Genomic DNA, 23,816 nt, shown 5'->3' on the forward strand with positions numbered 1-23,816 from the left:
GATGAAGTCCACCCTGCTGTCGCGGCAAGACCTCGATTTCCTGCTGTTCGACTGGCTGCACGTCGAGGAACTGACCGGACGGGACCGGTTCTCCGAGCACTCTCGGGAGACCTTCGCCGATACCTTGGATCTGTGCGAGCAGCTGGCGAGCCGTTATTTCGCCCCGCACAACAAGAAAAGCGACGCCCACGAGCCCACCTTCGACGGGACGAAGGTCACCATCATCGGTGAAGTCAAGGAGGCACTGGCGGCCTGCGCCGAGGCTGAGCTGATCGGCATGGCCATGGACTACCGCCTCGGTGGCGCGCAGTTGCCGGCAACGGTGGCCCAGGCCGGCTTCGCCTGGCTATTCGCCGCCAACGTCAGCACCGCCGGCTACCCGATGCTGACCATGGCCAACGCGAACCTGCTCGCCAAATTCGGTAGTGAAGAACAGATCACCGCCTTCGTCAAACCCATGATCGCCGGCCGCTTCTTCGGGACGATGTGCCTGTCGGAGACCCAGGCCGGATCATCGCTGGCCGACATCACCACCCGGGCAAACCGGTGCGCCGACGGCACCTTCCGGTTGTTCGGGTCCAAAATGTGGATCTCCGGTGGCGAACACGAACTGACCGAGAACATCGTCCATCTGGTGCTGGCCAAGATCCCCGGCGGTCCGGCCGGGACGAAGGGGATCTCGCTGTTCATCGTGCCGAAGTATCTGGTGAATCCCGATGGCACGCTGGGTGAGCGCAACGATGTCGTGCTGGCCGGGCTCAACCACAAGATGGGCTATCGCGGCATCACCAATACCGTGCTGAACTTCGGGGAGGGCGTCCACCAGCCCGGCGGCGAAGCGGGTGCCGTCGGCTATCTCGTGGGCGACGAACACCGCGGCTTGACCTACATGTTCCACATGATGAACGAAGCCCGCCTGGGTGTGGGAATGGGTGCCATCGCGCTCGGCTACACCGGATATCTGAAGTCGCTGGAGTACGCCCGCAGCCGGCCGCAGGGCCGTCCCGCAACGACGAAAGACCCTGCCGCACCACAGGTTGCGATCATCGAGCACGCGGACGTCAAGCGGATGCTGCTGGCGCAGAAGTCCTATGTCGAGGGGGCGCTCGCGTTGGCGCTGTACTGCGCGCGGCTCGTCGACGTTCAGAACGCCGCTGAATCCGATGCGGAACGCGAGCACGCCACCGCATTGCTGGACATCCTCACCCCGATCGCCAAGAGCTGGCCGTCACAGTGGTGCCTGGCCGCGAACGATCTGGCCATTCAGGTACACGGTGGCTACGGCTACACCCGCGAGTACGACGTGGAACAGCACTACCGGGACAACCGGCTCAACCCGATCCACGAGGGCACCCACGGTATCCAGAGTCTGGACCTGTTGGGCCGCAAGGTGGTGCAGCGCGACGGCGCCAGCCTGGCCGCACTACACGGCGCGATGAGCGAGAGCATCGCGGCCGCGCATCGGGCCGGTGGCGACGTGGCCGATATGGCAGCGCAACTCGACGCGGTGGTCCAGCGGTTGATGGCGGTCACCGCGGGCATGTTCGCCGCCGGTGACATCGATGCGGCGCTGGCCAACAGCGCGATCTACCTGGAGGCCTTCGGCCATGTGGTGATCGCCTGGATCTGGCTGGAGCAGTTGTTGGCCGCCGAGGGACGCACCGGGGACTTCTTTGACGGCAAACGCCAGGCGGCCCGCTACTTCTTCCGCTACGAGCTGCCCAAGACCGGCCCGCAGCTCGACCTGTTGGAAAGCCTGGACCGCACGACCCTGGAGATGCGCCCGGAGTGGTTCTGAAGTGGCATCTGCGCCCTCGCAGCGATGCAAACGAGCTGGGCGCGTGACTGCCGGTTCAATAGGATCCGGTGCACGCGTTCAGCGAGGCGCTCCGTATCCGTAAGTCAGTTCCTCTGTTTCCCAATTCATCCTGGCGTGATACTTCTCGCCAGACAGCGTGCCGTCGCCGTTGTCTTCGTTCGCGACAAAGCATTCAAATATTGTCGTTTGCTCCGAAAGATCGTCAGTGGACCCTCCCACTGGGTCGCACGAGACCTTCAGTATCGGACCATCGAACAAACCGTCTTGCATTTGTTGCTCAGCCAAGCTCCGGACGCTTTGCTCAATACGGTCGACGGCTGACTTCCGCTCCGAACGTTTCTCATCGTCCGCTACCTGTTTCCGTGCGGCCTCTGCCGCTGCGGCGGCGGCAGAAGATCGGGCCGAGGAAATGGCCTCCGCATTACGCGTGGCGAGCTCATGTGTGCTTTTCACGTAATACGCGACGACACCGCCAAGCACAATCGCGACAATAGCCGCAAGCACGCCGATCACCAGTTTCTTCGGGTCGCGCCCAGCGACCGGCGCCACAACGGAATCTATCGTTGCGAGCTGGGACGTGGGATCAGGCAATGGGAGCCAGCGTTCCCCATTCCAGTACCGGTTACTACCGTCTGGGGTCGGATACCATCCCGCGGGAATACGCTCTGAATCGTCCAACGCGCCCTAGCCTTTCGCTCGGAAAGTCAGAAGCCGGAGCCAAAGCTGCGAACAAACACCTCGGCCGCTAGGACCATAGCCAATTCGTTTCGCAGTAATGGCATTAATGCCGAAATTGGGCAGTCAGGCTGCTTGCGGCCGATGGACTCACGACGCACTTCGCCGCGCTTCAGCACCACACGTTAGACCAATTGGAATCCGCCTGGCGGAGAAATCCCGGCCTACAGCGGCGTGACGTACGCCGAGCTGATCCCGCCGTCCACCAGGAACGTCGAGCCGGTGATGAACGAGGCGTCATCGCTGGCCAGGAATGCGACCGCGGCAGCGATCTCCTCCGGCTCGGCGAACCGGCCCACCGGTACATGCACCAGTCGGCGCGCGGCCCGCTCCGGGTCGGCAGCGAACAGCTCTTGTAGCAGCGGGGTGTTCACCGGGCCGGGGCACAGCGCGTTGACCCGGATGCCCTGCCGGGCGTACTGCACCCCGAGCTCACGCGACATGGCCAACACGCCGCCCTTGGAGGCGGTGTAGGAGATCTGGGAGGTGGCCGAACCCATCACCGCCACGAACGATGCGGTGTTGATGATCGATCCCCGGCCGGCGGGCGCCATGTGCCGCAGCGCCGCCCGGCAGCACAGGTACACCGACTTCAGGTTGACGTCCTGAACCCGTTGCCAAGCAGGAAGTTCGGTGGTTTCGATCAGGTCATCGTCGGGCGGCGAGATACCGGCGTTGTTGAAAGCGATGTCCACCGAGCCGAACGTCTGGGCCGCGGTGTCGAACAGCGCATCGACCTGATCCTGATCGGAGACGTCGACCTGAACGAACAGGCCGTCGAGCTCATCGGCGACCGCTGCGCCCGCCGCCTGGTCGAGGTCACCGACCACGATCTGGGCGCCCTCGGCGCGCATCCGCCGCGCGGATGCCAAGCCGATTCCGCCACCGGCGCCGGTCACCACGGCCACCCGTCCAGCCAGGCGTTGGGTCAGGTCGGTCACTGCGTCTCCTTCACTGCGATGAATACGTTCTTAGTCTCGGTGAACGCCAGCGGGGCATCCGCACCCAGCTCCCGGCCCAGCCCCGACTGTTTGAAACCTCCGAACGGAGTGGTGAAACGCACCGAGGAGTGCGAATTCACCGACAGGTTCCCGGCTTCCACCGCCCGCGAGACGCGCAGCGCCCGGGACAGGTCGTTGGTCCAGATCGAGCCCGACAACCCGTAGACGGTGTTGTTGGCCATGGCGATGGCATCAGCCTCGTCGTCGAACGGCAGCACCGTCACCACCGGTCCGAAGATCTCCTCGGTGACGCATCGGTCGGTGGCCGCGGGAGTCAGGACGGTGGGCGGGAACCAGAAGCCGGGGCCGGTGGGCGCCTGGCCGCGGAAAGCGACCGGCGCGTCGTCGGGCACGTAGGAGGCCACCTTCTCCCAGTGCGGGCGCGACACCAGTGGGCCCATCTCGGTGTCGCGGGACGTCGGGTCGCCGACGACGACACCGGACACCGCGGGCTCCAGCAACTCCATAAAGCGGTCGTAGACGCTGCGCTGCACCAGGATCCGGCTACGTGCGCAGCAGTCCTGCCCTGCGTTGTCGAACACGCCGTACGGCGCTGTCGCCGCCGCCTGCTCCAGGTCGCAGTCCGCGAACACGATGTTGGCGCTCTTGCCGCCGAGTTCCAGCGTGACCCGCTTAACCCCGGCCGCCCCGGCCTGCAGCACCCGGGTGCCGGTGGTGGTGGAACCGGTGAACACGATCTTGGCCACGTCCGGGTGGGTGACCAAGCGCTCCCCCACCTCCGCGCCGCGGCCGGGTAGCACCTGGAAGAGGTCGCCGTCGAGGCCCGACTCCACGGCCAGTTCGGCCAAGCGCAGCGTGGTCAGCGGTGTCCATTCGGCCGGCTTGATCAACACCGCGTTGCCGGCGGCCAGCGCCGGCGCGAAACCCCACGCGGCGATCGGCATCGGGAAATTCCACGGGGTAATGATCCCAACGACTCCGAGCGGCTCGTGGAAAGTGACGTCGAGCCCGCCGGCGACCGGTATTTGCTTGCCGGACAGCCGTTCCGGGCTGGCGGCATAGAATTGCAGCACGTCACGGACATGCCCGGCTTCCCATTCGGCGGCCGACACCGGATGACCGGAGTTGGTGACCTCGATCGCGGCCAGCTCGTCGATGTGGGTGCCGACGATCGCGGCGAAGTCCCGCAGCGCGGCGGCCCGCTCGGCCGGGGCTCGTTTTGCCCACCGCTTCTGGGCGGCCTGCGCCCGGCGCACCGCGTCGTCGACGGCGGCGGCTTCGACGTGGTCGACGGTAGCGAAGACCGCCCCGGTGGCCGGGTTGATCAGTTCGTGCTTCATTCGCTCACCCGTGCCGCCGCGTACTTGCCCGCTTCGGCCACGATCGCGGCGAACAGCCGCAGATCGTCCGGCGATTCCTCGGGATGCCACTGAACCGCGAGCACGAAGTCCTCCCCGGGAAGCTCGATCGCCTCGATGACCCCGTCGTCATCGCGCGCACTGACCACAAGTTTCGCACCCACCTCAGCGATCGCCTGATGGTGGTAGCACTGCACCTGGCAGCTCTCGCCGAGAAGCTCGGCCGCCCGGGTGCCGGCCACGGTGCGCACCGGCATTGGGGTGAAGACGCCGTTGCCCGCCCGGTGGCCGTTGTTACCGATGACGTCTGGCAGGTGCTGGTGCAGCGTCCCGCCGAGCGCCACGTTGAGCACTTGGGCGCCACGACAGATCCCCAGCACCGGCATGCCGCGCCGCATCGCCTCGGCCAACAGGGCGAATTCCCATGCGTCCCGGGTAGTGTCGGGCCGATCGGTCTCGCCGTGCGGCGTCTGGCCGTACCCGTGGGGGTCGAGGTCGCGCCCGCCGGTGATCACCAGCGCGCTGACACCGTCGAGAACGCGCGCGGCGACCTGGGGTGTCACCGGCTGCGGTGGCAACAGGACCGCGATGCCGCCGGCGGCGGTGATGCCCTGGATGTACTGGGCAGGCAGTAGGCCCGCGCGAGCATCCCACACTCCAAACTTCGCGCGGTCCAGATAGGTCGTCAGTCCAATAACGGGCGAGTCGGGCTCAGAAGCGTTCAAAACCCCGGACCCTCTCCCAGTCGGTCACCGCGGTGTTGAATGCGTCCAATTCGACTCGCGCGCTGTGCAGATAATGCTCGACGACCTCGTCGCCGAATGCCTTGCGCGCGAGCGCTGATTCGGCGAACAGCTCCATTGCTCCACCCAGCGTCGTGGGCAGGCGCGGCAGCCCGGCCCGGTAGGCGTCACCGTCGACCGGCTCGGGCAGCGAAAGATCATTGTCGATGCCGTGAAGCCCCGCCGCGATCAGCGCCGCCACCGCCAGATAGGGGTTCACATCGCCGCCGGGCACCCGGCACTCCACGCGCATCGAGTCGCCGCGGCCGAGAACCCGCAACGCACAGGTGCGATTGTCCAAACCCCACGCAATCGCCGTGGGCGCGAAGCTGCCCCCGACGAAACGCTTGTAGGAGTTGATGTTCGGTGCGTAGCACAGAGTCAGCTCGGGCAGCGTGGCCAACACCCCGGCCAGGAAGGCGCGGAACAACGCCGACATACCGTGCGGGGCCGCCGGATCGGCGAAAACCGGAGATCCCTCGGTGCTGCGCAGCGACAGGTGCACATGGCAACTGTTGCCTTCACGTTGGTCGAACTTCGCCATGAACGTCAGGCTCTTGCCGTGCTGGTCGGCGATCTCCTTGGCGCCACTCTTGTAGACGCTGTGGTTGTCGCAGGTCCTCAACGCCTCCTCGTAGCGGAAGGTGATCTCCTGCTGGCCGGTGTTGCACTCCCCTTTGACGCCCTCACAGCGCAGGCCCGCGCCGGTCATCCCCAGCCGGATATCGCGCAGCAGCGGCTCCAGCCGGCTGCCGGCGACCAGACCGTAGTCGGCGTTGTAGTCCGTGCCCGGCGTCAGCCCGCGATACCCGCCGGCCCAAGCCTGCCGGTAGCTGTCCTCGAAGACCAGGAACTCCAGTTCCGTTGCGGCGTAAGCAACCAGCCCGCGCTCGGTCAGGCGGGCGATTTGGGCGGCCAGAATCTGGCGGGGTGCCACCGCTACTGGGCCACCGTCCGGCCAGTGTGCATCGGCCAGCACATGGGCGGTGCCGGGCAGCCACGGAATGCGTCGCAGGGTCGCGAAGTCCGGTTTGAGTACCAGGTCGCCGTAGCCGGTTCCCCAGTCGGCTATCGAGTAGCCGGGCACGGTGTTCATCTCCACGTCGACGGCCAGCAGATAGCTGCAGGCCTCGACGCCGTGTCCGGCGACCTCGGCAAGAAAGTGCTCACCGTCGACCCGCTTACCGACCAGCCGGCCCTGCATGTCGGCGAATGCCACCACGACGGTGTCTATCTCGCCGGAGTCGACCAGTTGTTGCAGCTCGGTCTGGGAGAGCATCGCGGGCCGGGTCATTGTGCTCCTTCGCCGACGACGGTCTTCCCTGACATTTGAGTGCTGTCAGGCTACCCGCCCGCGGTCAGTCGACGGGCTCCAGCCGACGAAATTGCGCCGAACGATAGCAGTCGGCGCATGTGGAACGGCGGATCTTTCCGCTGGTGGTGATCGGCAGCGATCCGGGAGCAACCAGCACGAGGTCGGCGACCCGGACCCCGTGGGATCGGGAAACCGATGCCGCCACATCTTTTTTCAGGGCTGCCATCCGTGCCAATTGTTCCTCGACGGTGTTGCCCCGGTTCTTGAGCTCGGCGATGACCACCAGCTGCTCACCACCCTCACCGCTGACCGGCACCGCGGCGACGCGGCCGCCGGTGAGCTCCTGCACGGTGGCCTCGATGTCGTCGGGGTAGTGATTTCGGCCGTCGACGATCAACAGGTCTTTGATGCGCCCGACCACCAGCATCTCGCCCTCGTAGATGACGCCGAGGTCTCCGGTGCGCAGCCACGGCCCCACCGGTGTGCCGGCGGACGGAGACTCGAGGTGGCCGCCGAAGGTGCGCTCGGTGGCGTCCGCGTTGTGCCAGTAGCCGCTGGCGACGTTGGGCCCGTGCACCCAGATCTCACCGACGCGACCGTTCGGGCACTCGGTGTGGGTCTCGGGGTCGACGATGCGTACCGTGCACGCCCGCGGGGCGCCGATGCTGACCAGCTCCGCCCCGCCCGGACCAGCTTGTGCGTTGCCGCCGACCAGGTTCTCGTAGTCGAGCCGAACGGTTACCGGACGGTTCTCGCGCGGCGCCGAGGCGACGTAGACCATTGCCTCGGCCAGCCCGTACGACGGTGCCAGCGCGTTGGCGGGGAGGTTGCATCGGGCGAAGCGGTCGTTGAAACGGCGGATCGTCGCTGCGTGGATGCGTTCACTGCCGCTCAAGATGGTGTGCACGCTGCTCAAATCGAGGCCGGCCATGTCCTCGTCGGTGGTCCGGCGCGCGGCCAGTTCGAACGCGAAGTTCGGCCCGGCCGTGAACGCGCAGGGGTTGATGGCGAGCTGCTGGATCCATCGAGACGGCTTCTGCAGGAACGCGATCGGGCTCATCACCACCGAGTGGCGGCCTAGCAAGACGGCTCCCATCACACCCAACAGCAGGCCCATGTCGTGGTAGAAGGGCAGCCAGGACACCAGCGTGGTGTCCGGCGGCGGCGCTCCCCCGTCCAGACCGAAGTAGTCCGCCATCACCTGCTCGATGTTGGCGAACACATTGCGGTGCGAGACCACGACGCCTCTCGGCGAGCCGGTCGACCCGGACGTGTATTGCAGCAGCGCCGTTTTGGTCGGCGGTGCCCCGGTTCCCTGCCAGGACACGGGGGCGTCGAGATCGATCAGATCCACCTCGATTATCGCGGGCGCACTGCCGCCGACCGCGCTGACGCACCCGTGGATCTCGCCGGCAACTGCCGATGTGGTGAGCACCGCGGCCGGTGCACAGTCCTTGAGTGCCGCAGTGACTCGCTCGTCGTGGCTGCCGAAGGCCGGTACCGGCAGCGGCACCACAATGCAACCAGCTTCCATCGCGCCGAAGAACCCGGCGATGTATTCAAGGCCTTGCGGCGCGAGCAACGCAATCCGATCGCCGGGTGACGCGATTGCGGCGATCTCCGCTGCGACGGCCTCGGTGCGGCGCAGAATCTGCCACCAGGTCAGGGTGTCGGCGTACCCGGCCGGATCCACCTCGTAATCGATGTAGGTGAACGCCGGCCGATCAGACCACTGCTGAGCTCGTTCACGTAGCAACGCTGGTATTGATTGCCCCCACGACAGCATGCTGTATCCCCCCAGATACGTATTCCATTATTTCTAGCCGACGCGCCCCTTGATCGCCGGCTACGCCGGAACCTACTCTCCCCCGCTGCGTTTTACCAGGTACTGGCGCGCAACACGATCTCCATGGCGAACTGTGCGGTGAACTCACTCGCACTGCGCCGCCCGGGCAGCATCACCAATCGGTGTTCGCCGTAGACGAACCGTTGGCTGGCGTTGGCCACCGACGCCGTGGCTCGGGAACTGACCAGCACGGTGGTGTTGATCTCCACCGGAGGGCAGCGCTCGTCGCGGATCGCACCGCTCAGATCAGGCGCGCGCGGATGTCCGCGGTCCAGCGCCACCAGCCCGGTGAAGCGGTCCGGGCGCGTGGCCGCCAGTTCCCAGGCGTTGTCGGCGCCGGTCCGATCGCCCACCAGCACGCCGCACTGCACGCCCAGCGAATCGAGGATGCCGATCACCGACTTGGGTGTCAGACGCGGATCTGCGCCGATCACGATGGTGCGCAATGAGGCGGTGTGCAATCGCTGGCAGACCGCGTCATAAGCGGTGAGCGGGTGCTGCGCCGCGGCGAGCACGACCACGACCGGCCCGTTTTGCGGGCCGGTCACATCGACTGGGATCGGGAATCCGTCGATGGTCATCATCGTGCCCGGCATCTGCGCCACGCTACCGCCCCTGCGGCAGCAGGGGGCGATTTTGGCGGGCCCCTTAGCGGCTCAACAGACATCGGCCGAAAGTCACGGCAGCGTCAATATCTCGGCGCCGTCATCCGTTACGACCAGGGTGTGTTCGAACTGAGCACTCCACTGGCCGTCGCTGGTGACCACCGTCCAGTCGTCGTCCCAGATGTCGTAGTCCAGGCCGCCGAGGTTGATCATCGGCTCGATGGTGAAGGTCATCCCCGGCTCGATGATGGTGTCGACTTCGGGCTGGTCATAGTGCAAGATCACCAGCCCGTTGTGGAAGGTCGGGCCGATGCCGTGACCGGTGAAGTCACGAACCACGCTGTAGCCGAACCGGTTCGCGTAGGACTCGATCACCCGGCCGATCACCGACAGCGCGCGGCCGGGTTTGACCGCCTTGATGGCGCGCATGGTTGCCTCGTGGGTGCGCTCGACGAGCAGCCGATGTTCCTGCGAGACGTCCCCGGCCAGGAAGGTGGCGTTGGTGTCGCCGTGCACGCCGTCGATGTACGCGGTGACGTCGATGTTGACGATGTCGCCGTCGGCGATCACCGTCGAGTCCGGGATGCCATGACAGATGACTTCGTTGAGCGACGTGCAGCACGACTTGGGAAAGCCCTTGTAGCCCAACGTCGAGGGATAGGCGCCGTGGTCGATCATGAAGTCGTGGGCGATGCGATCCAGCTCATCGGTAGTAACGCCGGGCGCGACGGCCTTGCCCGCCTCGGCAAGTGCACCCGCCGCGATCCGGCTCGCCACCCGCATCTTCTCGATCACCTCGGGCGTCTGCACCCACGGCTCGGAGCCCTCGGCAGCCGTGGCGCGGCCGACGTATTCCGGACGCGGGATCAATCGGGGCACCGGCAGCGTCGGAGACAGCACGCCAGGAGAAAGCGGGGCACGAACGGGCATTACGCCAGCTTAACGGAGCTGGTCAGCGCCGCCAGCGGAGCTTGCGTCGCGGCCCCCTGATGTCCACCGAGCCGCACACCACGCGACCGGTCAGCACCAGGTGCGGAGCTCCTTCGGCGGGCGGGTCGGTGCGGCGGTCGCGGGCGCTGCCGCCGTAGACCTCGACATCGTCGATCGAGGCGCTGGCACCGTCGGGCAAGCGGATATCGACCGAACCGAATCGCATGTCGAGCTCGATCACGACGACCGGGCCAGCGAAGCGGGCCTTGGTGAGGTCGAGGTCAACCGAGCCCAGGCGTCGCACCAACGCCAGCCGGGTCGGCACGATCCACTCCCCGTGGCGTTTGAGCGACCCGGCCCAGCCGCGCAGCTCGACCCGGTCGGCCGCCGAGGTAACGATGGCGCGCGGGCCGGGCAAGTCCCCGATCAGGGTGTCGAGGTCCGAACGCATCCGCGCCTGCGACACCTGCGCCGCGCGCTCCTCGAACTCCCCGATGTCGATCAATCCGAGGGAGACGGCGTTGTGCAGGCGGCGCAATGTGCCGTTGCGGTCCGCATCCGAGATACGCAAGGCCACGTCGGCTATGTCGTCGCTGAGACCCGTCATGGGTTCTCAATTTACGCCGCTACAGCAGGAAGTTGTCCGGCAGCGAGTCAAACATCACCTTGGTCATCCGGACGGCGTACTGCGAGCTGCCACCGCCGACGATCAGCGACGCGAAGGCCATGTCACCCCGGTATCCGGCGAACCAGGAGTGCGAGCCACCGGCGAATTCTGCCTCCCCGGTCTTGCCGTAGACCGGGCCGCAGCCGGCGATGTCGCGTGCGGTGCCGTCGGTCACCACCAACCGCATCATTTCGCGTAGGCCATTGAGCATCTCCGTGCTCACCGGGTCGGCCACCGGACCGTTGACCGCCGTCGGCCGGCCTTCGATCAAGCGGGGTACCGGTGTGCGTCCCGCGGCGACCGTTGCCGCAGCCAACGCGACGCCGAAGGGGCTGGCCAGCACCTTGCCCTGGCCGAAGCCGTCCTCGGTGCGTTCGGCCAAGTCGACGGTCGGCGGAACCGAGCCGGTGACCGTGGTAATCCCGTCAACCAGGTAGTCCACCCCGATCCCGTAGCGGCTGGCCGCCTGCGACAGCGCCCGCGGCGGCATCCGGCTGGCCAGCTCGGCGAAGGTGGTGTTGCACGAATTGGCGAAGGCGCGCGACATCGACACCAGACCCAGGTCGAATCCGCCGTAGTTGGGGATGGTGCGTTGGCCGATGTCGAGTTCACCGGGACAACCCACCATGGAGTTCGGCGTCGCCATGTCCCGTTCGATCGCGGCGCCCGCGGTGACCATCTTGAACGTCGATCCGGGGGGATACAGACCGCTGGTCGCGACCAGCCCGTCGGCATCGGCAGCTGCGCTCTGCGCAACGGCGAGCAGTTCACCGGTCGACGGCTTGATCACCACCATCATCGCCTTGTCGCCGCGGGTGTTGACCGCGTTCTGGGCGGCGCGCTGCACCGCTCGGTCCAAGCTGATGGTCAGCGAGGGTGCCGGTGCCGCATCGACCTCGTGCAGGACCGCGACGTCGACGCCGTTCTGGTTCTCGCTGACGACACGCCAACCCGCGGCGCCTTCGAGTTGGGTCGCGACCGCCTTTTTGACTTCGCTGATGAGCATCGGCGCGAAGTGGTCGTCGGTGGGCAACAGGTCGGGGCGCGGGGTCACCACGACTCCGGGGAGAGCGCCGATAGCGGGTTCTACACGGTCGTGGTCGGCTTTGCGCAAGGTGATCAGGTCAAGTGGAGCCCTCGAGGAACTGGCCTGCTCGGCCAGCCACTGGGGGTCGCCCAATGCGTCGTCGAAGGGCCGCAAGGTCTCGACCACCGCCCGCGCGGTGCGCATCAGGTTTCGTCCGGCCCGGGTGGCGTCCAACATGTAGTGGTAGACGTAGCCCGGCACCAGCACGTCGGTGCCGCCCACTTCGTTCACCGCGGCGCGGCGCGGCGGGTCGGCCCGCAGCGCGAAGGTCTGGTGCTCGCCCAGTTTGGGGTGCAGGCCGGTGGCCGTCCAGCGAACCGTCCAGTGGCCTTCGTTTCGGACCATCTTCAGCTGGCCGTCGTAGGCCCAGGTCCGGTTCTTCGGCAGCTTCCAGGTGTAGCGGTAGGCCACGCTGCCGGTGTCGTCGTTGTAGCGGGCGCCGAGCAGTTGGGCATCCAGGTGTTCGGCCTGCAAGCCCGCCCACGCTGCGTTGAGTGCGCTGCGCGCCGCAGACGGGTCGTCACTGAGCTCGGCGGCCGCCGCGGTGTCGCCGGTGGCCAGGGCCGCGAAGAACCGCTCGGCGACGGGCCCTGGACCGTCGGGGCGGGGCGTGCAGGCCGCCATGCCGGCTGCGGTCAGCAACACGGTGACCAGACCCGTGACGCGTGTGACGAATGAGCTTGCAGTTGTCATTGGGGCTGATGTTACGAAATAGAAACGGCCGCCGGGCGGAGGCGCACCGAGACTGCCGTTGGCGTGTCCGCTACTCGAACTTTCCCGCGCTAACCGCAGTTTCGGCGAAGAGCCCGAAGCGATCCCGAGATCAGTCGAGCAACACGGTCGCGAAGGTGCCGACCTGGGTGAATCCCACCCGCTCATAGGTGGACCGCGCCACCTCGTTGAAATCGTTGACGTAAAGGCTGGCGATGCGCCCGGTGCCGACAATCACCGCCGCCAGCATCGCAGTGCCGCCGGCGCCCAGCCCGCGGCCGCGTCGGTCCGGGTGCACCCAGACACCCTGGATCTGCCCCACCGCCGGCGACTGGGAACCCACCTCGGCCTTGAACACGACCTCGCCCCGCTCGAAGCGGGCCCAGGCCCGGCCCGACGCGATCAGGTTGGCCACGCGCCGACGGTAGGCGCGGCCGCCGTCACCGGCCCGCGGATCCACACCGACCTCACCGATGAACATGTCGACGGCAGCCACGAGGTACGCGTCGAGTTCGTCGGGACGCACTTGGCGCACTTCGGCATCCATCGGACAGGCTGGCATGGTGTGCAGCGCCATCAGCGGTTGGCTTTCCCGCACGTCACGAGCCGGGCCCCAGGAGTCGGCGAGGCGCTGCCACATCGGCAACACCAATTCCGCGCGGCCCACCAACGACGAGCAGCGCCGGATCGCACCGACCGCCTTGTCGGCGAACGCAGTGAGGTCGGCCGGGGCACCGCGCAGCGGGATCAGGTTCGCGCCTGCGTAACACAGGGATTCGTCCACCCCGCCGCGCGTCCACAATTCCCCGCCGATCGACCGGGGATCGACACCGTGATCGGCCACCCGCGCGGCGACCATGCAGGAACCGATCGGATCCTCTTCGAGCACTCGCCAGACCGCGGCGGCGTCACGCGCTACGGACACCCGTCGCTGGTCGAGACGGAACTCGGGCGGAGCCGACATAGTGACTCTTTCTGGCGAACTCAACTGCCGCGCGCCTATGGCGATCCGGCTGGGATCAGCTTACGGCGACGGTGGGCGCACCGCCGGGAGATCCATCCTCCATCTCGGCGGCCAGGCGCATGGCCTCCTCGATCAGGGTCTCCACGATCTGCGCCTCGGGAACGGTCTTGATCACTTCGCCCTTGACGAAAATCTGGCCCTTGCCGTTGCCGGACGCCACACCCAGATCCGCCTCACGCGCCTCACCGGGGCCGTTGACCACACAACCCATCACCGCGACCCGCAGTGGGACGTCGATCCCCTCCAGCCCGGCGGTGACCTCGTTGGCCAACCGGTAGACGTCCACCTGAGCCCGCCCGCACGACGGGCACGACACGATCTCCAGACCGCGCGGCCGCAGGTTCAGCGACTCCAGAATCTGGTTGCCGACCTTGACTTCTTCCACCGGCGGCGCCGACAGCGACACCCGGATGGTGTCACCGATGCCGCGCGACAACAGCGCGCCGAACGCGACGGCGGATTTGATTGTGCCCTGGAAGGCCGGACCGGCCTCGGTGACGCCCAGGTGCAGCGGGTAGTCGCAACGCTCGGCCAGCAGCTCGTAGGCGGCCACCATCACAACCGGGTCGTTGTGCTTGACGCTGATCTTGATGTCGCCGAAGCCGTGCTCCTCGAACAGCGACGCTTCCCACAGCGCGGACTCCACCAAGGCTTCGGGGGTGGCTTTGCCGTACTTGGCCAAAAACCGCTGGTCCAACGAACCGGCATTGACGCCGATGCGGATCGGGATGCCGGCGGCGCCGGCCGCCTTGGCCACCTCGCCGACGCGGCCGTCGAACTCCTTGATGTTGCCCGGGTTCACCCGGACCGCGGCACAGCCGGCATCGATCGCGGCGAAGATGTACTTGGGCTGGAAGTGGATGTCGGCGATCACCGGAATCTGACTGTGCTGGGCGATCTCGGCCAGCGCGTCGGCGTCCTCCTGCCGAGGGCAGGCCACCCGCACAATGTCGCAGCCCGAGGCGGTCAACTCCGCGATCTGCTGCAATGTCGCGTTGACGTCGTGGGTCTTGGTTGTGCACATCGACTGCACCGCGATCGGATGGTCGCTGCCCACCCCGACCCCACCGACCTTCAGTTGGCGGGTCTTGCGACGAGGCGCCAGTGTGGGCGGAGGGGCAGCCGGCATTCCTAGGCCGACGCTCATGAGGGGGCTCCTATCAAAACAGCCTGATCGGATTGACCAAGTCGGCGGTCACGGTGAGCAGCATGTAGCCGACCACCACCACCAAGACTACGTAAGTGGCCGGCATCAGCTTGAGGTAGTTCACCGGTGCGGCCGCGACCTTCCCACGGGCCGACCTGAGCATGTTGCGCAGTTTTTCGAACAGCGCGATCGCGATGTGCCCGCCGTCGAATGGCAGCAGCGGCACCAAGTTCAGCACGCCCAGGATGAAGTTCAGCTGCGCGAGGAAGAACCAGAACGCCACCCACAGTCCGTGATCGACGGTGTCGCCGCCGATGATCGAGGCGCCCACCACGCTGATCGGGGTTTCGGGGTCGCGCTGCCCGTGCGGGTTGCCGATGGCATGCACCAGCGCGCCGACCTTGGAGGGGATGTTGGCCAGCGACTTGCCCAGCAGCACCGACAGGTCGCCGCTGAAGGCGAAGGTGGCCGGCACTGCGGTCACGGGGTTGTACTGGGTCGGCCCGAATTGGGCGGCGCCCACCCCGATCGCGCCGACGGTGCTCGGGACGGCCTCGCGGTCCGCGCCGTCGGCGATCCAACGCTGGGTGGGGGTCACGTCGACATACTTGGTGAGCTTGGTGCCGTCGCGTTCAACGACGATCGGCGTCGTGCCGTGCTGCTTGCGCACGGCGGCGGCCATCTCCTCGAAGGTCGAGACCGGGGTGTCACCGACCTTGACCACCACGTCACCGGACTCGATGCCGGCCAGCGCCGCCGGGCCGGGACCCGAGCAGGTGCCCAGTTCGCCCTTGACGACTTCGGGTGCTACACAGGCGGTTTCGCCGATGACGGCGGTGGTGGGGGCGTGCAGGTTGGGCAGACCCCAGATCACGGCGATGGAGTAGACCAGTACCAGGCCGATGATGAAGTTCATGGCGGGGCCGGCGGCCAGCACGGCGACCCGCTTCCACGTCTTCTGCTTGTACATGGCCCGCTCGACCTCGTCGGGCTCCAATTCCTCCACCGAGGTCATGCCCGCGATGTCGCAGAAGCCGCCGGCCGGGATCGCCTTGAGGCCGTACTCGGTCTCGCCGCGGCGCGTGGACCACAGCGTGGTTCCGAAGCCGACGAAGTAGCGCCGCACCTTCATGCCGGTGGCACGCGCCACCCACATGTGACCGCATTCATGCAGCGCTACCGAAATCAAAATGGCCAGCGCGAACAGCGCGATGCCGACCGCGAACATCATCGGGTGCTTCCGACCTTTCTCGTAGCTATCGCCTCGACGGCGCGAGCCGCTCGCTGCTTGGCCCAGCGCTGCGCATCGAGTACCTCATCCACGGTAGCGGGTTGCGCAGCCCACTGGTCGGCGGCGCCCAGCACCTCGGCGATGGTGGCCACGATCGCCGGGAAACTGATCCGGCCCGCCAGGAAGGCTTCGGCGGCTTCTTCGTTCGCGGCGTTGTAGACCGCGGTCATGCAGCCACCGGTCTGACCGGCGTGGCGGGCCAGCTGCACCGCCGGGAACACGGCATCGTCGAGCGGTTCAAACTCCCAGGTGGAGGCGGTGGAGAAGTCGCAGGCCGCCGCCGCACCGGGGACCCGTGCGGGCCAGCCCAGCGCCAGCGCGATCGGTAGGCGCATGTCCGGCGGGCTGGCCTGGGCGATCGTCGATCCGTCGGTGAAGGTGACCATGGAATGCACGATCGACTGCGGGTGAACGACGACGTCGATGCGCTCGTAGGGAACACCGAACAGCAGGTGGGTTTCGATGAGCTCGAGGCCCTTGTTCACCAGCGAGGCCGAGTTCAGGGTGTTCATCGGACCCATCGACCAGGTCGGATGCGCTCCAGCCTGCTCGGGTGTGACGTGCTGAAGATCCGCTGCGCTCCAACCGCGGAACGGCCCACCCGAAGCGGTGAGCACCAAGCGGGCGACCTCGTCGGGAGTGCCGCCGCGAAGGCACTGCGCCAGCGCGGAGTGCTCGGAGTCCACCGGCACGATCTGCCCAGGCTCGGCCGCCGCCAGGACCAGCGGGCCGCCGGCGATCAGTGATTCCTTGTTGGCCAGGGCCAGCCGCGCCCCGGTCTCCAGCGCGGCCAGCGTTGGCCGCAGGCCGAGCGCGCCGACCAGGGCGTTGAGGACCACATCGGCCTCGGTGTCGTACACCAAGCGGGTGACGGCGTCGGGCCCGCAGTAGGGAGCGTCGAGCGCCTCGCCGACCTGCGGGTCGGCGACGGCGATGTTGGTGACCCCGGTCTCGGCGCGCTGGTCGGCCAGCAGCTGCGGATTACCACCCCCGGCGGCCAGCCCGACGATCTCGAATCGGTCCGGGTTCGCCGCGACGACCTGTAACGCCTGGGTTCCGATCGAGCCCGTGGAGCCCAACAGCAGAACTTTGATCCGGCGGCCCGTGCTCACCCACCTATTGTGCTCCCGCGTAGTTGCCGAAGCTCCACAGGTTGCCTTCCGGGTCGCGGACGGCGAACTCGCGGGCGCCGTAGTCGGTGTCGGTCAACGGTCGGATCACCTCGGCCTGGTGATCGAGGACCCGCTGGTAGAGGCCGTCGGGGTCGCTGGTGACCACGAAGCCGCCGGCGGTGCCAGGCTCGCGACACCAGTCGTTGCCGGGTTTGTAGCTGCCGAGCATGATGCCGCCGACGCCTTCTGGCCAGCGCAGCTCAGCATGGGCGATGGTGTCGCCGTCATCGCCGTGGCGGGCCGTGACGACGAAGCCGAACGTATCGACGTAGTAGTCGATGAGTTTGCGCGCGTCATGCGCTTGCAGGGTCAACCAGACGGTCGGGTTCTGATGCGTCATGACTCCACTCTGACCGCGGGGCGTGACCGCCGTCTTGAATGTTTTGGAACTCATCGGCCAACCATGCCGCCGGCGATGTTCCGGCGAATCGAACGAAGTCACGGGTCAGGTGCGCCTGATCCGCGTATCCGGCACCGGCCGCGATTCCCGCGAGGTCGACACGGCGATGCCGACGAGCGTCATCGGCTATTCGGGCGGTCGTGTACTCGAATCGCATCAGCATGGCCACCGCTTTCGGGTTGCGACCGACCTCGCGGCGAAACAGCGTGGTCAGATGCCGCTGGCTCAGTCCGACTTGCTCGGCGATGTAGGCGACCGGCGCCCTCCCCCGTCTGCGCTGCAGCAGCTGCCAGGCGTGGGTCACCTCGGGCCGCACGGCGCTGTCGCGTCGCCGCTGCTCGGCCACCAGATAGGCAGACACCAACGCAAACGCGTCCGGCCAACACCGTGTGGCGGCAAGCTGCTCATGCAGCCGCACCGCACGCCGGCCCAACATCGGTGCGGCGTCGAAGTCGGTCACGCTCAGCTCGGCGGCCGGGACGCCGAACAGCGCGCGCGACGCCAGCGGATGCACCGCCAACTGAACACCGGCCTGGCCGCGGCGCTGGCGCACATGACTCGCCTGCACATGCAGGCCGCCGAGGACGACCGGATTCGGCGCGGCCGCCGGCAGTGCATGGGCGGTATCGGCCGCTTCCACGCCCTCGTCGAGGCTGACGATGAACGTCAACGTCGACGACGGCATCCCCCGGTGCACGGCCTCCGGGACGTCGAGCGCGCGGTAGCCCACCATCGACGTCACGCCCGGCACAGTGTGGGGTGCCGCAGCGAAATCCCAGATCCGCGGCCTGTCGTCGGCATCGGGGGCCATGGTGCCCACGGTATCCCCGCAATCTGCCCCTTGACCGTCCATCGCTCCCGATGCAGAATCCTACACAGTGTAGGAAAATGAACGAGCCAGAAAAGTGGAACGAGCCAGGAAATGGCGAAAGGCAGGCGAAATGAGCACGCTGCGTACGTGGCTGTCCCTACCCGACGCCGAGCCCGCTGAGGATTACGGCTTCTTCGGCCCCGACTCGGTGACGTGGAAGGTCTGGAGTTACCCGACCTCGCTGTCGATCGGTTTCCAGCGCGCAGTCGTCATTGAAGAACTCGACCCCGCACTGGTCGCCTCCGTCGACCACACCCAGGCGATCTACGACAGGCCACGGACCCGCTACGACCGCACCCTGCGCTACTTCGCAATGGTGGCCTTCGGTGAGAGCCGCGCCACCGCCGAAGCAGCCGACATGCTGGTCCGAATCCACTCCAAGGCCATCGGTGTCGATCCGGTCACCGGTGCGCACTACGACGCGAACGACCCGGCATCGCAGATGTGGATCCATCTCACGGCCTGGCACTCGATCCTGTACGCCTACGAGAAATACGGCCCCGGGCCGCTGTCCGCTGACGACGAGGCGTCGTACTGGGCCGACTGCGCCAAGGCGGCCGAGCTGCAGACTCTGGACCCGGCCGACGTACCGCGCACCCGGGAGGGCATCGCGGCCTACTTCGAGCAGATGCGCCCGCAGCTGATCAACTCCGCTATCGCCCGGCGCGCGATGGCACACCTCCTGCACGCCGAGGTGATCTTGCCTGAATCGCTGCCGAAGCTGCTGTGGCCGGGCGCGCTGGTCGTCACCGCGTTCCTGCGCCGCGGCACCCTCGCGACCATGCCCCGCTGGATGCGCAAGCTCGGCGGCGTGGGCACCTCTCGGGTGCTCGACGCACTGATCGTGCCGCCGCTGAGTGCCGCGTTCACGCTGCTGAGCCTGAGCCCGCGCGTGCAGCTGATGCTGCTGCGACTGATCTCGCCGATGACGCTTCCGATCGGCACCCGGGTGCTGCGGGCGATCCCGCCGGTGAACCCGGTCACCACGACTCCGCGGGAAGCCCAGAAACGCTTCGGCTACGCCTTCCCGGCGCAGGCCCATCTGGAGTTCCGGGCCAAGCAGTCGCATCGGGTCTTCGGCGAAGGTCTGGCCCCCAGCGACGAGGGGCTTATCGAGTCGCAGCCGATCCTGGGAAGCATCCGATGAACCTCGAAGCTCTGCAGCGCTTTCTCGACCGCCAGTTCAGCATTCGCCAGCTCTTCTTCCTCGGTTTCATGGCCTCGGCGCTGCTCGGCGCCTACCTGGTGATCGGACTGTTCTGGGCCGGCAGCCACTACCAGCACCTGCACGACGTCCGCGGACTGGACAAGGTGTTCTCCGTTCTTGGAGAGATCGTGGCCTGGCCGGTGCTGACCATCGCCGACATCCAATTACGCTGAACCGGTGCCGGAACCAGCCGCGAACCGGTCCCGCGCCGAGCATCTCGGCCCGCAGCGACGTCGGCCGCAGGTGCTCGACGCCGCTCTGCAGATCGCTGCCGAGCACGGCGTCGCCGGGGTGACGATGAAGGCGATCGCCGAGCGCATCGGAGTCACCCGCCCGGTGGTGTATGCCTGCTACGACGGCCGGGGCGAGGTGCTGGCCGCGCTGCTCGACCGCGAGACCGAGCTGATGCTGACCAGTCTGCTCGGGGCGCTGCCGCCACGACGGACCAGCAGCGTCGAAGACCGGTTCGTCGCAGGGTTCCGCGCGTTCCTGTCTGTCGTGCGTGAACGGCCTGCATCGTGGCGGATCATCTTCACCGCCGACCAGGATCCGGTGCTGGCCGCCGCTGTCATCTCCGGACGCGCCCGGCTCACCGACCGGGTCGCCACCGTGATGCGGCCACTGCTAGAGCAGCGAGACCCGACCACCGACACCCTGACTGCGCTCACCGAGGTGTTCCTGGCGATCTGCGAGGCCGCCGCCCGGATGCTGCTCGACAATGACCAGCAGTGGACGCCGGAGAGCCTGGCCGCGATCGTCGGCCCGGCCGCTTACCGGACATTCGCGATCTAGGCGATCGCAGGCGCGGCGGAGCTGGGCGCTGAGGGTCGCCGTCGTGCGATGAGCTGACTCACCATATGCCAGAATGATCCGAACCTGCTGCGAACCTAAGGAGTCGAAGTGGCCAGTACCGAGGTGGAGCGCCACAACGGGGTTGACCCTGTCGAGGTGCCGTCTGCGGCGTGGGGTTGGAGCGCCATCAACTACCGCACCTGGCACATCGTCGGCTTCGGCATCGTCGGTTTCTTGCTGCTCATGCTGCGCGGCAACCACATCGGCCACGTCGAGGACTACTTCCTGCTGGGATTCGCCGCGCTGACGCTGTTCGTCGTGGTGCGCGATATCGTCCTGCGCAACCGCGGCCGGCTGCACTAGCCGCCAGATCGTCCGGCGCCGATTCCCCGAGATTGCATCCACCCGGTTAGATCGGCGATTTTCCCGGCGTCAGTGCAATCTCGCGGGGCGATTACTGGTTCTCGGCCAGCTGGCCGCACGCAGTGGTGATTCGCCTGCGCTCCAGCTACCGACCTTCGGCCGCCAGCTGGCCGCACGCGGCGGCAATCTCCCGCCCGCGGGTATCGCGGACCGTGCATTCCACGCCTTGAGCCCGAACTCGCCGGACGAACTCCCGCTCCGCCGGCTTGGGACTGGCGTCCCATTCGCTGCCCGGCGTGGGATTGAGCGGAATCAGATTGACGTGCACCAGCGGCCCCAGCGCCTTGTGCAGCTTCTTGCCCAAAAGATCTGCCCGCCAGGGCTGGTCGTTGACGTCGCGGATCAACGCGTATTCCACTGAGACCCGCCGGCCGGTGACGTCGGCGTAATAGCGGGCGGCATCGAGGGCTTCGGAAACCTTCCACCGGTTGTTGACCGGCACAAGCGTGTCGCGCAGCTCGTCATCGGGGGTGTGCAGCGACAGTGCGAGCGTCACCCCGAGGCGCTCGTCGGCAAGCTTGCGGATCGCCGGGGCCAACCCGACCGTGGAAACCGTCACCGATCGCGCCGAGATGCCGAAGCCGTTGGGCGCCGGCTCGATGATGCGCCGCACCGCGGCCACCACCCGGGCGTAGTTGGCCAGCGGCTCCCCCATCCCCATGAACACGATATTGGACAGCCGCCTCCCAGAAGATGGAGCACCGTCCCGGTCGCGGAGTTCGACCGACGCCGCCCGCACCTGCTCGAGAATCTCGGCGGTGGACAGGTTGCGGGTGAGGCCGGCCTGCCCGGTCGCACAGAAGGGGCACGCCATCCCGCAGCCGGCCTGCGACGAGATGCACACGGTGTTACGGCGCGGATAGCGCATCAGCACCGATTCGAACTTGGTGTTGTCGTGGGCGCGCCACAGCGTCTTGCGGGTCTCACCGGCATCGCATTCGATCTCGCTGGACGCGGTCAGCAGCGTGGGGAACAACGCGTCGGCCACCGAGGTGCGCACCGCGGCGGGCAGGTCGGTCATCTGCTGCGGATCGGCGATCAATCGGCCGTAGTACTGGTTCGCCAGTTGCTTGGCGCGAAATGCCGGCAGGCCCAGCTCAGCGACAGCGGCCACCACGCCTTCGGAGTCGAGGTCGGCCAGATGCCGCGGCGGCAGTGCCCGCCGCGGTGCGGTGAACACCAGCTGTTGCTTCATGATCCGTTCCAGTATGCCGGTGACTCAGGGCAGGACGGTCAACACGATCCAGGTCACCGCCGCCGACGGCAGCAGCGCGTCGAGCCGGTCCATGAGCCCGCCGTGGCCGGGCAGCAGCCGACCCATGTCCTTAATGCCCAGATCGCGTTTGACCTGGGATTCGATCAGGTCGCCGAAGACTCCGGTGAACACCAACAGCAGCCCCAGCGGCAGGCCCACCCACCACGGACGATCGAGGAACACCGTCACCGCGAACACGGCCGCGCCTACGCCGAGCACCAGTGATCCCCCGAGCCCCTCCCAGGACTTCTTCGGGCTGATTGCCGGCGCCATCGGGTGCTTGCCGAACAGCACACCGACGGCGTAGCCGCCGATATCGGAGAAGACCACCGGGAACAGCAGGCACAGCACCCGGCCGGGGCCGTCGTCGCGGAAAACCAGCAGGGCCGCGAAGCTCAGACAAAGCGGCACCCAGACCGCGATCAGAATCGTCGCCGACACGTCCCGTAGATAGTTGACCGGGGCGTTGTGCAGCCCCTGGCCCACCAGCCGCCAGATCATGACGATCACCACGGTCGCACCGAAGGCGCCCAGCACTCCCCGAGCGCCGAACGGCAGCGACAGCCACAGCATCGCCTGGCCGCCGAGTGCCAGCGGGATGAACGGCACGTCATAGCCGACTTCGCGCAGCCGCCGGGTGATCTCATGGGTGGCAACCGGGGCGGCCACCGCCAGAATCAGCACCCAGAAGCGCGGGGCGAACAACAGGGTGTAGACGAGAGTCCCGCCCAGCAGGGCGCCCACGGCGATAGCCGCCGGAAGGTTGCGTCCAGCTCGCGACTGTTTCGGTTGTGCATCCGCGGCGTCTACGCCGGTGTCTTGGTCTGCCACGGTTGTGCCTGCTGAATGGCCGCTAGACCTCCAGCAGCTCGCCTTCTTTGTGCTTGACCAGTTCGTCGATCTGGGTCACGTACTGCTGAGTGGACTTGTCCAGGTCTTTCTCCGCCCGGCCCACCTCGTCCTCGCCGGCGTCGCCGTCTTTGCGGATGCGGTGCAGCTCTTCCATCGCCTTGCGGCGGATGTTGCGCACCGAGACCTTGGCGTCCTCCCCCTTGGCCTTGGCCTGCTTGACCAGCTCCTTGCGTCGCTCCTCGGTGAGCTGCGGCACCGACACCCGAATCAACGAACCGTCGTTGCTGGGGTTCAGGCCGAGGTCGGAGTTGCGGATCGCGGTCTCGATGGGTCCCAACTGCGAGGCCTCGTAGGGCTTGATCACGACCAGCCGTGCCTCGGGCACGTTGATGCTGCACAGCTGGGTGATCGGGGTAATCGAGCCGTAGTAGTCGATGACGATCCGCGAGAACATGCCCGGGTTGGCCCGGCCGGTGCGGATGGTCGAGAGATCGTCACGGGCCACCGACACGGCCTTCTCCATTTTCTCTTCGGCATCGAAGAGAGCCTCGTCGATCATGTGCCC

Annotated in this window: 24 protein-coding genes; 5 read left to right on the plus strand and 19 right to left on the minus strand. The window is 67.1% G+C overall.

Going from position 1 to position 23,816, the window contains the following annotated elements; all coding sequences use genetic code 11:
• Position 1: 1 nt before the first annotated feature.
• Positions 2 to 1,798, plus strand: a complete 1,797-nt coding sequence (locus RCP37_RS13415; protein WP_308483577.1) for an acyl-CoA dehydrogenase family protein — start codon at positions 2 to 4, stop codon at positions 1,796 to 1,798.
• A 78-nt stretch (positions 1,799 to 1,876) separates the two neighbouring features.
• On the opposite strand, the gene RCP37_RS13420 is transcribed toward RCP37_RS13415, so the two are convergent.
• From RCP37_RS13420 to RCP37_RS13495, 16 genes are all read right to left on the minus strand, one after another.
• A complete protein-coding gene (locus tag RCP37_RS13420) occupies positions 1,877 to 2,368 on the minus strand; it encodes a DUF2510 domain-containing protein (RefSeq protein ID WP_308483578.1) in 492 nt (163 codons plus the stop codon).
• Between the two features lie 350 nt (positions 2,369 to 2,718).
• The gene (locus RCP37_RS13425; RefSeq protein WP_065042257.1) at positions 2,719 to 3,495 is read right to left on the minus strand and encodes a 3-oxoacyl-ACP reductase; all 777 of its coding nucleotides are present in this window, start codon (positions 3,493 to 3,495) and stop codon (positions 2,719 to 2,721) included.
• Positions 3,492 to 4,856, minus strand: a complete 1,365-nt coding sequence (locus RCP37_RS13430; protein WP_308483579.1) for an aldehyde dehydrogenase family protein — start codon at positions 4,854 to 4,856, stop codon at positions 3,492 to 3,494. Before RCP37_RS13430 ends, RCP37_RS13425 begins: the two co-directional genes overlap by 4 nt.
• Positions 4,853 to 5,599, minus strand: coding sequence for a gamma-glutamyl-gamma-aminobutyrate hydrolase family protein (locus RCP37_RS13435; RefSeq protein WP_308483580.1), 747 nt, complete (start codon positions 5,597 to 5,599; stop codon positions 4,853 to 4,855). The genes RCP37_RS13430 and RCP37_RS13435 overlap by 4 nt, the downstream gene beginning before the upstream one ends.
• Positions 5,586 to 6,950, minus strand: coding sequence for a glutamine synthetase family protein (locus tag RCP37_RS13440; protein WP_308483581.1), 1,365 nt, complete (start codon positions 6,948 to 6,950; stop codon positions 5,586 to 5,588). The genes RCP37_RS13435 and RCP37_RS13440 overlap by 14 nt, the downstream gene beginning before the upstream one ends.
• 64 nt (positions 6,951 to 7,014) lie before the next feature.
• Positions 7,015 to 8,757, minus strand: coding sequence for an AMP-binding protein (locus RCP37_RS13445; RefSeq protein ID WP_308483582.1), 1,743 nt, complete (start codon positions 8,755 to 8,757; stop codon positions 7,015 to 7,017).
• A gap of 92 nt (positions 8,758 to 8,849) precedes the next feature.
• A complete protein-coding gene (locus tag RCP37_RS13450; RefSeq protein ID WP_308483583.1) occupies positions 8,850 to 9,413 on the minus strand; it encodes an alpha/beta fold hydrolase in 564 nt (187 codons plus the stop codon).
• Between the two features lie 81 nt (positions 9,414 to 9,494).
• On the minus strand, positions 9,495 to 10,352 hold the full coding sequence (gene map / locus RCP37_RS13455) for a type I methionyl aminopeptidase (protein WP_308483584.1): 858 nt from the start codon (positions 10,350 to 10,352) through the stop codon (positions 9,495 to 9,497).
• 22 nt (positions 10,353 to 10,374) lie between these two features.
• The gene (locus RCP37_RS13460) at positions 10,375 to 10,959 is read right to left on the minus strand and encodes a DUF1707 SHOCT-like domain-containing protein (RefSeq protein WP_308483585.1); all 585 of its coding nucleotides are present in this window, start codon (positions 10,957 to 10,959) and stop codon (positions 10,375 to 10,377) included.
• A gap of 19 nt (positions 10,960 to 10,978) precedes the next feature.
• Entirely contained in the window at positions 10,979 to 12,799 is a 1,821-nt protein-coding gene (locus RCP37_RS13465) for a penicillin-binding transpeptidase domain-containing protein (RefSeq protein ID WP_308483586.1), read from the minus strand.
• A 130-nt stretch (positions 12,800 to 12,929) separates the two neighbouring features.
• A complete protein-coding gene (locus RCP37_RS13470) occupies positions 12,930 to 13,781 on the minus strand; it encodes a GNAT family N-acetyltransferase (protein ID WP_308483587.1) in 852 nt (283 codons plus the stop codon).
• A gap of 55 nt (positions 13,782 to 13,836) precedes the next feature.
• Positions 13,837 to 14,988 (minus strand): flavodoxin-dependent (E)-4-hydroxy-3-methylbut-2-enyl-diphosphate synthase, encoded by a 1,152-nt coding sequence (ispG, locus tag RCP37_RS13475; RefSeq protein WP_308483588.1) that lies wholly within the window; start codon positions 14,986 to 14,988, stop codon positions 13,837 to 13,839.
• 13 nt (positions 14,989 to 15,001) lie between these two features.
• Positions 15,002 to 16,219, minus strand: a complete 1,218-nt coding sequence (locus RCP37_RS13480) for a M50 family metallopeptidase (protein ID WP_308483589.1) — start codon at positions 16,217 to 16,219, stop codon at positions 15,002 to 15,004.
• Positions 16,216 to 17,391 carry a 1-deoxy-D-xylulose-5-phosphate reductoisomerase gene (gene dxr / locus RCP37_RS13485; protein ID WP_308483590.1) on the minus strand — a complete coding sequence of 392 codons (1,176 nt, stop codon included), beginning with the start codon at positions 17,389 to 17,391 and terminating at the stop codon, positions 16,216 to 16,218. Before dxr ends, RCP37_RS13480 begins: the two co-directional genes overlap by 4 nt.
• A 4-nt stretch (positions 17,392 to 17,395) precedes the next feature.
• A complete protein-coding gene (locus RCP37_RS13490) occupies positions 17,396 to 17,791 on the minus strand; it encodes a VOC family protein (protein ID WP_224977118.1) in 396 nt (131 codons plus the stop codon).
• The gene (locus RCP37_RS13495; protein WP_308487081.1) at positions 17,745 to 18,584 is read right to left on the minus strand and encodes a helix-turn-helix domain-containing protein; all 840 of its coding nucleotides are present in this window, start codon (positions 18,582 to 18,584) and stop codon (positions 17,745 to 17,747) included. The genes RCP37_RS13490 and RCP37_RS13495 overlap by 47 nt, the downstream gene beginning before the upstream one ends.
• A 208-nt stretch (positions 18,585 to 18,792) precedes the next feature.
• Between RCP37_RS13495 and RCP37_RS13500 the strand changes: the two genes are divergently transcribed.
• The 4 genes from RCP37_RS13500 (at position 18,793) to RCP37_RS13515 (ending at position 21,084) form a co-directional block, all read left to right on the plus strand.
• Positions 18,793 to 19,869 carry an oxygenase MpaB family protein gene (locus tag RCP37_RS13500; RefSeq protein WP_308483591.1) on the plus strand — a complete coding sequence of 359 codons (1,077 nt, stop codon included), beginning with the start codon at positions 18,793 to 18,795 and terminating at the stop codon, positions 19,867 to 19,869.
• Positions 19,866 to 20,102 (plus strand): hypothetical protein, encoded by a 237-nt coding sequence (locus RCP37_RS13505; protein ID WP_308483592.1) that lies wholly within the window; start codon positions 19,866 to 19,868, stop codon positions 20,100 to 20,102. The genes RCP37_RS13500 and RCP37_RS13505 overlap by 4 nt, the downstream gene beginning before the upstream one ends.
• 4 nt (positions 20,103 to 20,106) lie before the next feature.
• A complete protein-coding gene (locus RCP37_RS13510) occupies positions 20,107 to 20,721 on the plus strand; it encodes a TetR/AcrR family transcriptional regulator (protein WP_308483593.1) in 615 nt (204 codons plus the stop codon).
• A 108-nt stretch (positions 20,722 to 20,829) separates the two neighbouring features.
• Entirely contained in the window at positions 20,830 to 21,084 is a 255-nt protein-coding gene (locus RCP37_RS13515) for a DUF2631 domain-containing protein (protein ID WP_308483594.1), read from the plus strand.
• 145 nt (positions 21,085 to 21,229) lie between these two features.
• Here RCP37_RS13515 and rlmN read toward each other — a convergent pair whose 3' ends face one another.
• The 3 genes from rlmN to frr are packed head-to-tail and all read right to left on the minus strand — an operon-like array spanning position 21,230 to position 23,810.
• Complete coding sequence (gene rlmN / locus RCP37_RS13520; RefSeq protein ID WP_308483595.1) at positions 21,230 to 22,339, minus strand: dual-specificity RNA methyltransferase RlmN; 1,110 nt, start codon at positions 22,337 to 22,339, stop codon at positions 21,230 to 21,232.
• A gap of 24 nt (positions 22,340 to 22,363) precedes the next feature.
• Positions 22,364 to 23,230 (minus strand): phosphatidate cytidylyltransferase, encoded by an 867-nt coding sequence (locus RCP37_RS13525; protein ID WP_308483596.1) that lies wholly within the window; start codon positions 23,228 to 23,230, stop codon positions 22,364 to 22,366.
• A 22-nt stretch (positions 23,231 to 23,252) separates the two neighbouring features.
• A complete protein-coding gene (frr, locus tag RCP37_RS13530; protein WP_046284439.1) occupies positions 23,253 to 23,810 on the minus strand; it encodes a ribosome recycling factor in 558 nt (185 codons plus the stop codon).
• Positions 23,811 to 23,816 lie beyond the last annotated feature (6 nt).

Source organism: Mycolicibacter sp. MU0102, assembly GCF_963378105.1.
Lineage (GTDB): Bacteria > Actinomycetota > Actinomycetes > Mycobacteriales > Mycobacteriaceae > Mycobacterium > Mycobacterium holstebronense.

What these genes read in the sequence shown, in the direction of transcription:
- RCP37_RS13500 (WP_308483591.1), top strand. Translation starts at nt 18,793, where the DNA reads ATGAGCACGCTGCGTACGTGGCTGTCCCTACCCGACGCCGAGCCCGCT.
- RCP37_RS13465 (WP_308483586.1), bottom strand. Translation starts at nt 12,799, where the DNA reads ATGACAACTGCAAGCTCATTCGTCACACGCGTCACGGGTCTGGTCACC.
- RCP37_RS13445 (WP_308483582.1), bottom strand. Translation starts at nt 8,757, where the DNA reads ATGCTGTCGTGGGGGCAATCAATACCAGCGTTGCTACGTGAACGAGCT.
- RCP37_RS13505 (WP_308483592.1), top strand. Translation starts at nt 19,866, where the DNA reads ATGAACCTCGAAGCTCTGCAGCGCTTTCTCGACCGCCAGTTCAGCATT.
- ispG (WP_308483588.1), bottom strand. Translation starts at nt 14,988, where the DNA reads ATGAGCGTCGGCCTAGGAATGCCGGCTGCCCCTCCGCCCACACTGGCG.
- RCP37_RS13460 (WP_308483585.1), bottom strand. Translation starts at nt 10,959, where the DNA reads ATGACGGGTCTCAGCGACGACATAGCCGACGTGGCCTTGCGTATCTCG.
- RCP37_RS13430 (WP_308483579.1), bottom strand. Translation starts at nt 4,856, where the DNA reads ATGAAGCACGAACTGATCAACCCGGCCACCGGGGCGGTCTTCGCTACC.
- RCP37_RS13490 (WP_224977118.1), bottom strand. Translation starts at nt 17,791, where the DNA reads ATGACGCATCAGAACCCGACCGTCTGGTTGACCCTGCAAGCGCATGAC.
- RCP37_RS13470 (WP_308483587.1), bottom strand. Translation starts at nt 13,781, where the DNA reads ATGTCGGCTCCGCCCGAGTTCCGTCTCGACCAGCGACGGGTGTCCGTA.
- RCP37_RS13440 (WP_308483581.1), bottom strand. Translation starts at nt 6,950, where the DNA reads ATGACCCGGCCCGCGATGCTCTCCCAGACCGAGCTGCAACAACTGGTC.
- frr (WP_046284439.1), bottom strand. Translation starts at nt 23,810, where the DNA reads ATGATCGACGAGGCTCTCTTCGATGCCGAAGAGAAAATGGAGAAGGCC.
- rlmN (WP_308483595.1), bottom strand. Translation starts at nt 22,339, where the DNA reads ATGAAGCAACAGCTGGTGTTCACCGCACCGCGGCGGGCACTGCCGCCG.
- RCP37_RS13480 (WP_308483589.1), bottom strand. Translation starts at nt 16,219, where the DNA reads ATGATGTTCGCGGTCGGCATCGCGCTGTTCGCGCTGGCCATTTTGATT.
- RCP37_RS13495 (WP_308487081.1), bottom strand. Translation starts at nt 18,584, where the DNA reads ATGGTGGGCTACCGCGCGCTCGACGTCCCGGAGGCCGTGCACCGGGGG.
- RCP37_RS13415 (WP_308483577.1), top strand. Translation starts at nt 2, where the DNA reads ATGAAGTCCACCCTGCTGTCGCGGCAAGACCTCGATTTCCTGCTGTTC.
- map (WP_308483584.1), bottom strand. Translation starts at nt 10,352, where the DNA reads ATGCCCGTTCGTGCCCCGCTTTCTCCTGGCGTGCTGTCTCCGACGCTG.
- RCP37_RS13450 (WP_308483583.1), bottom strand. Translation starts at nt 9,413, where the DNA reads ATGCCGGGCACGATGATGACCATCGACGGATTCCCGATCCCAGTCGAT.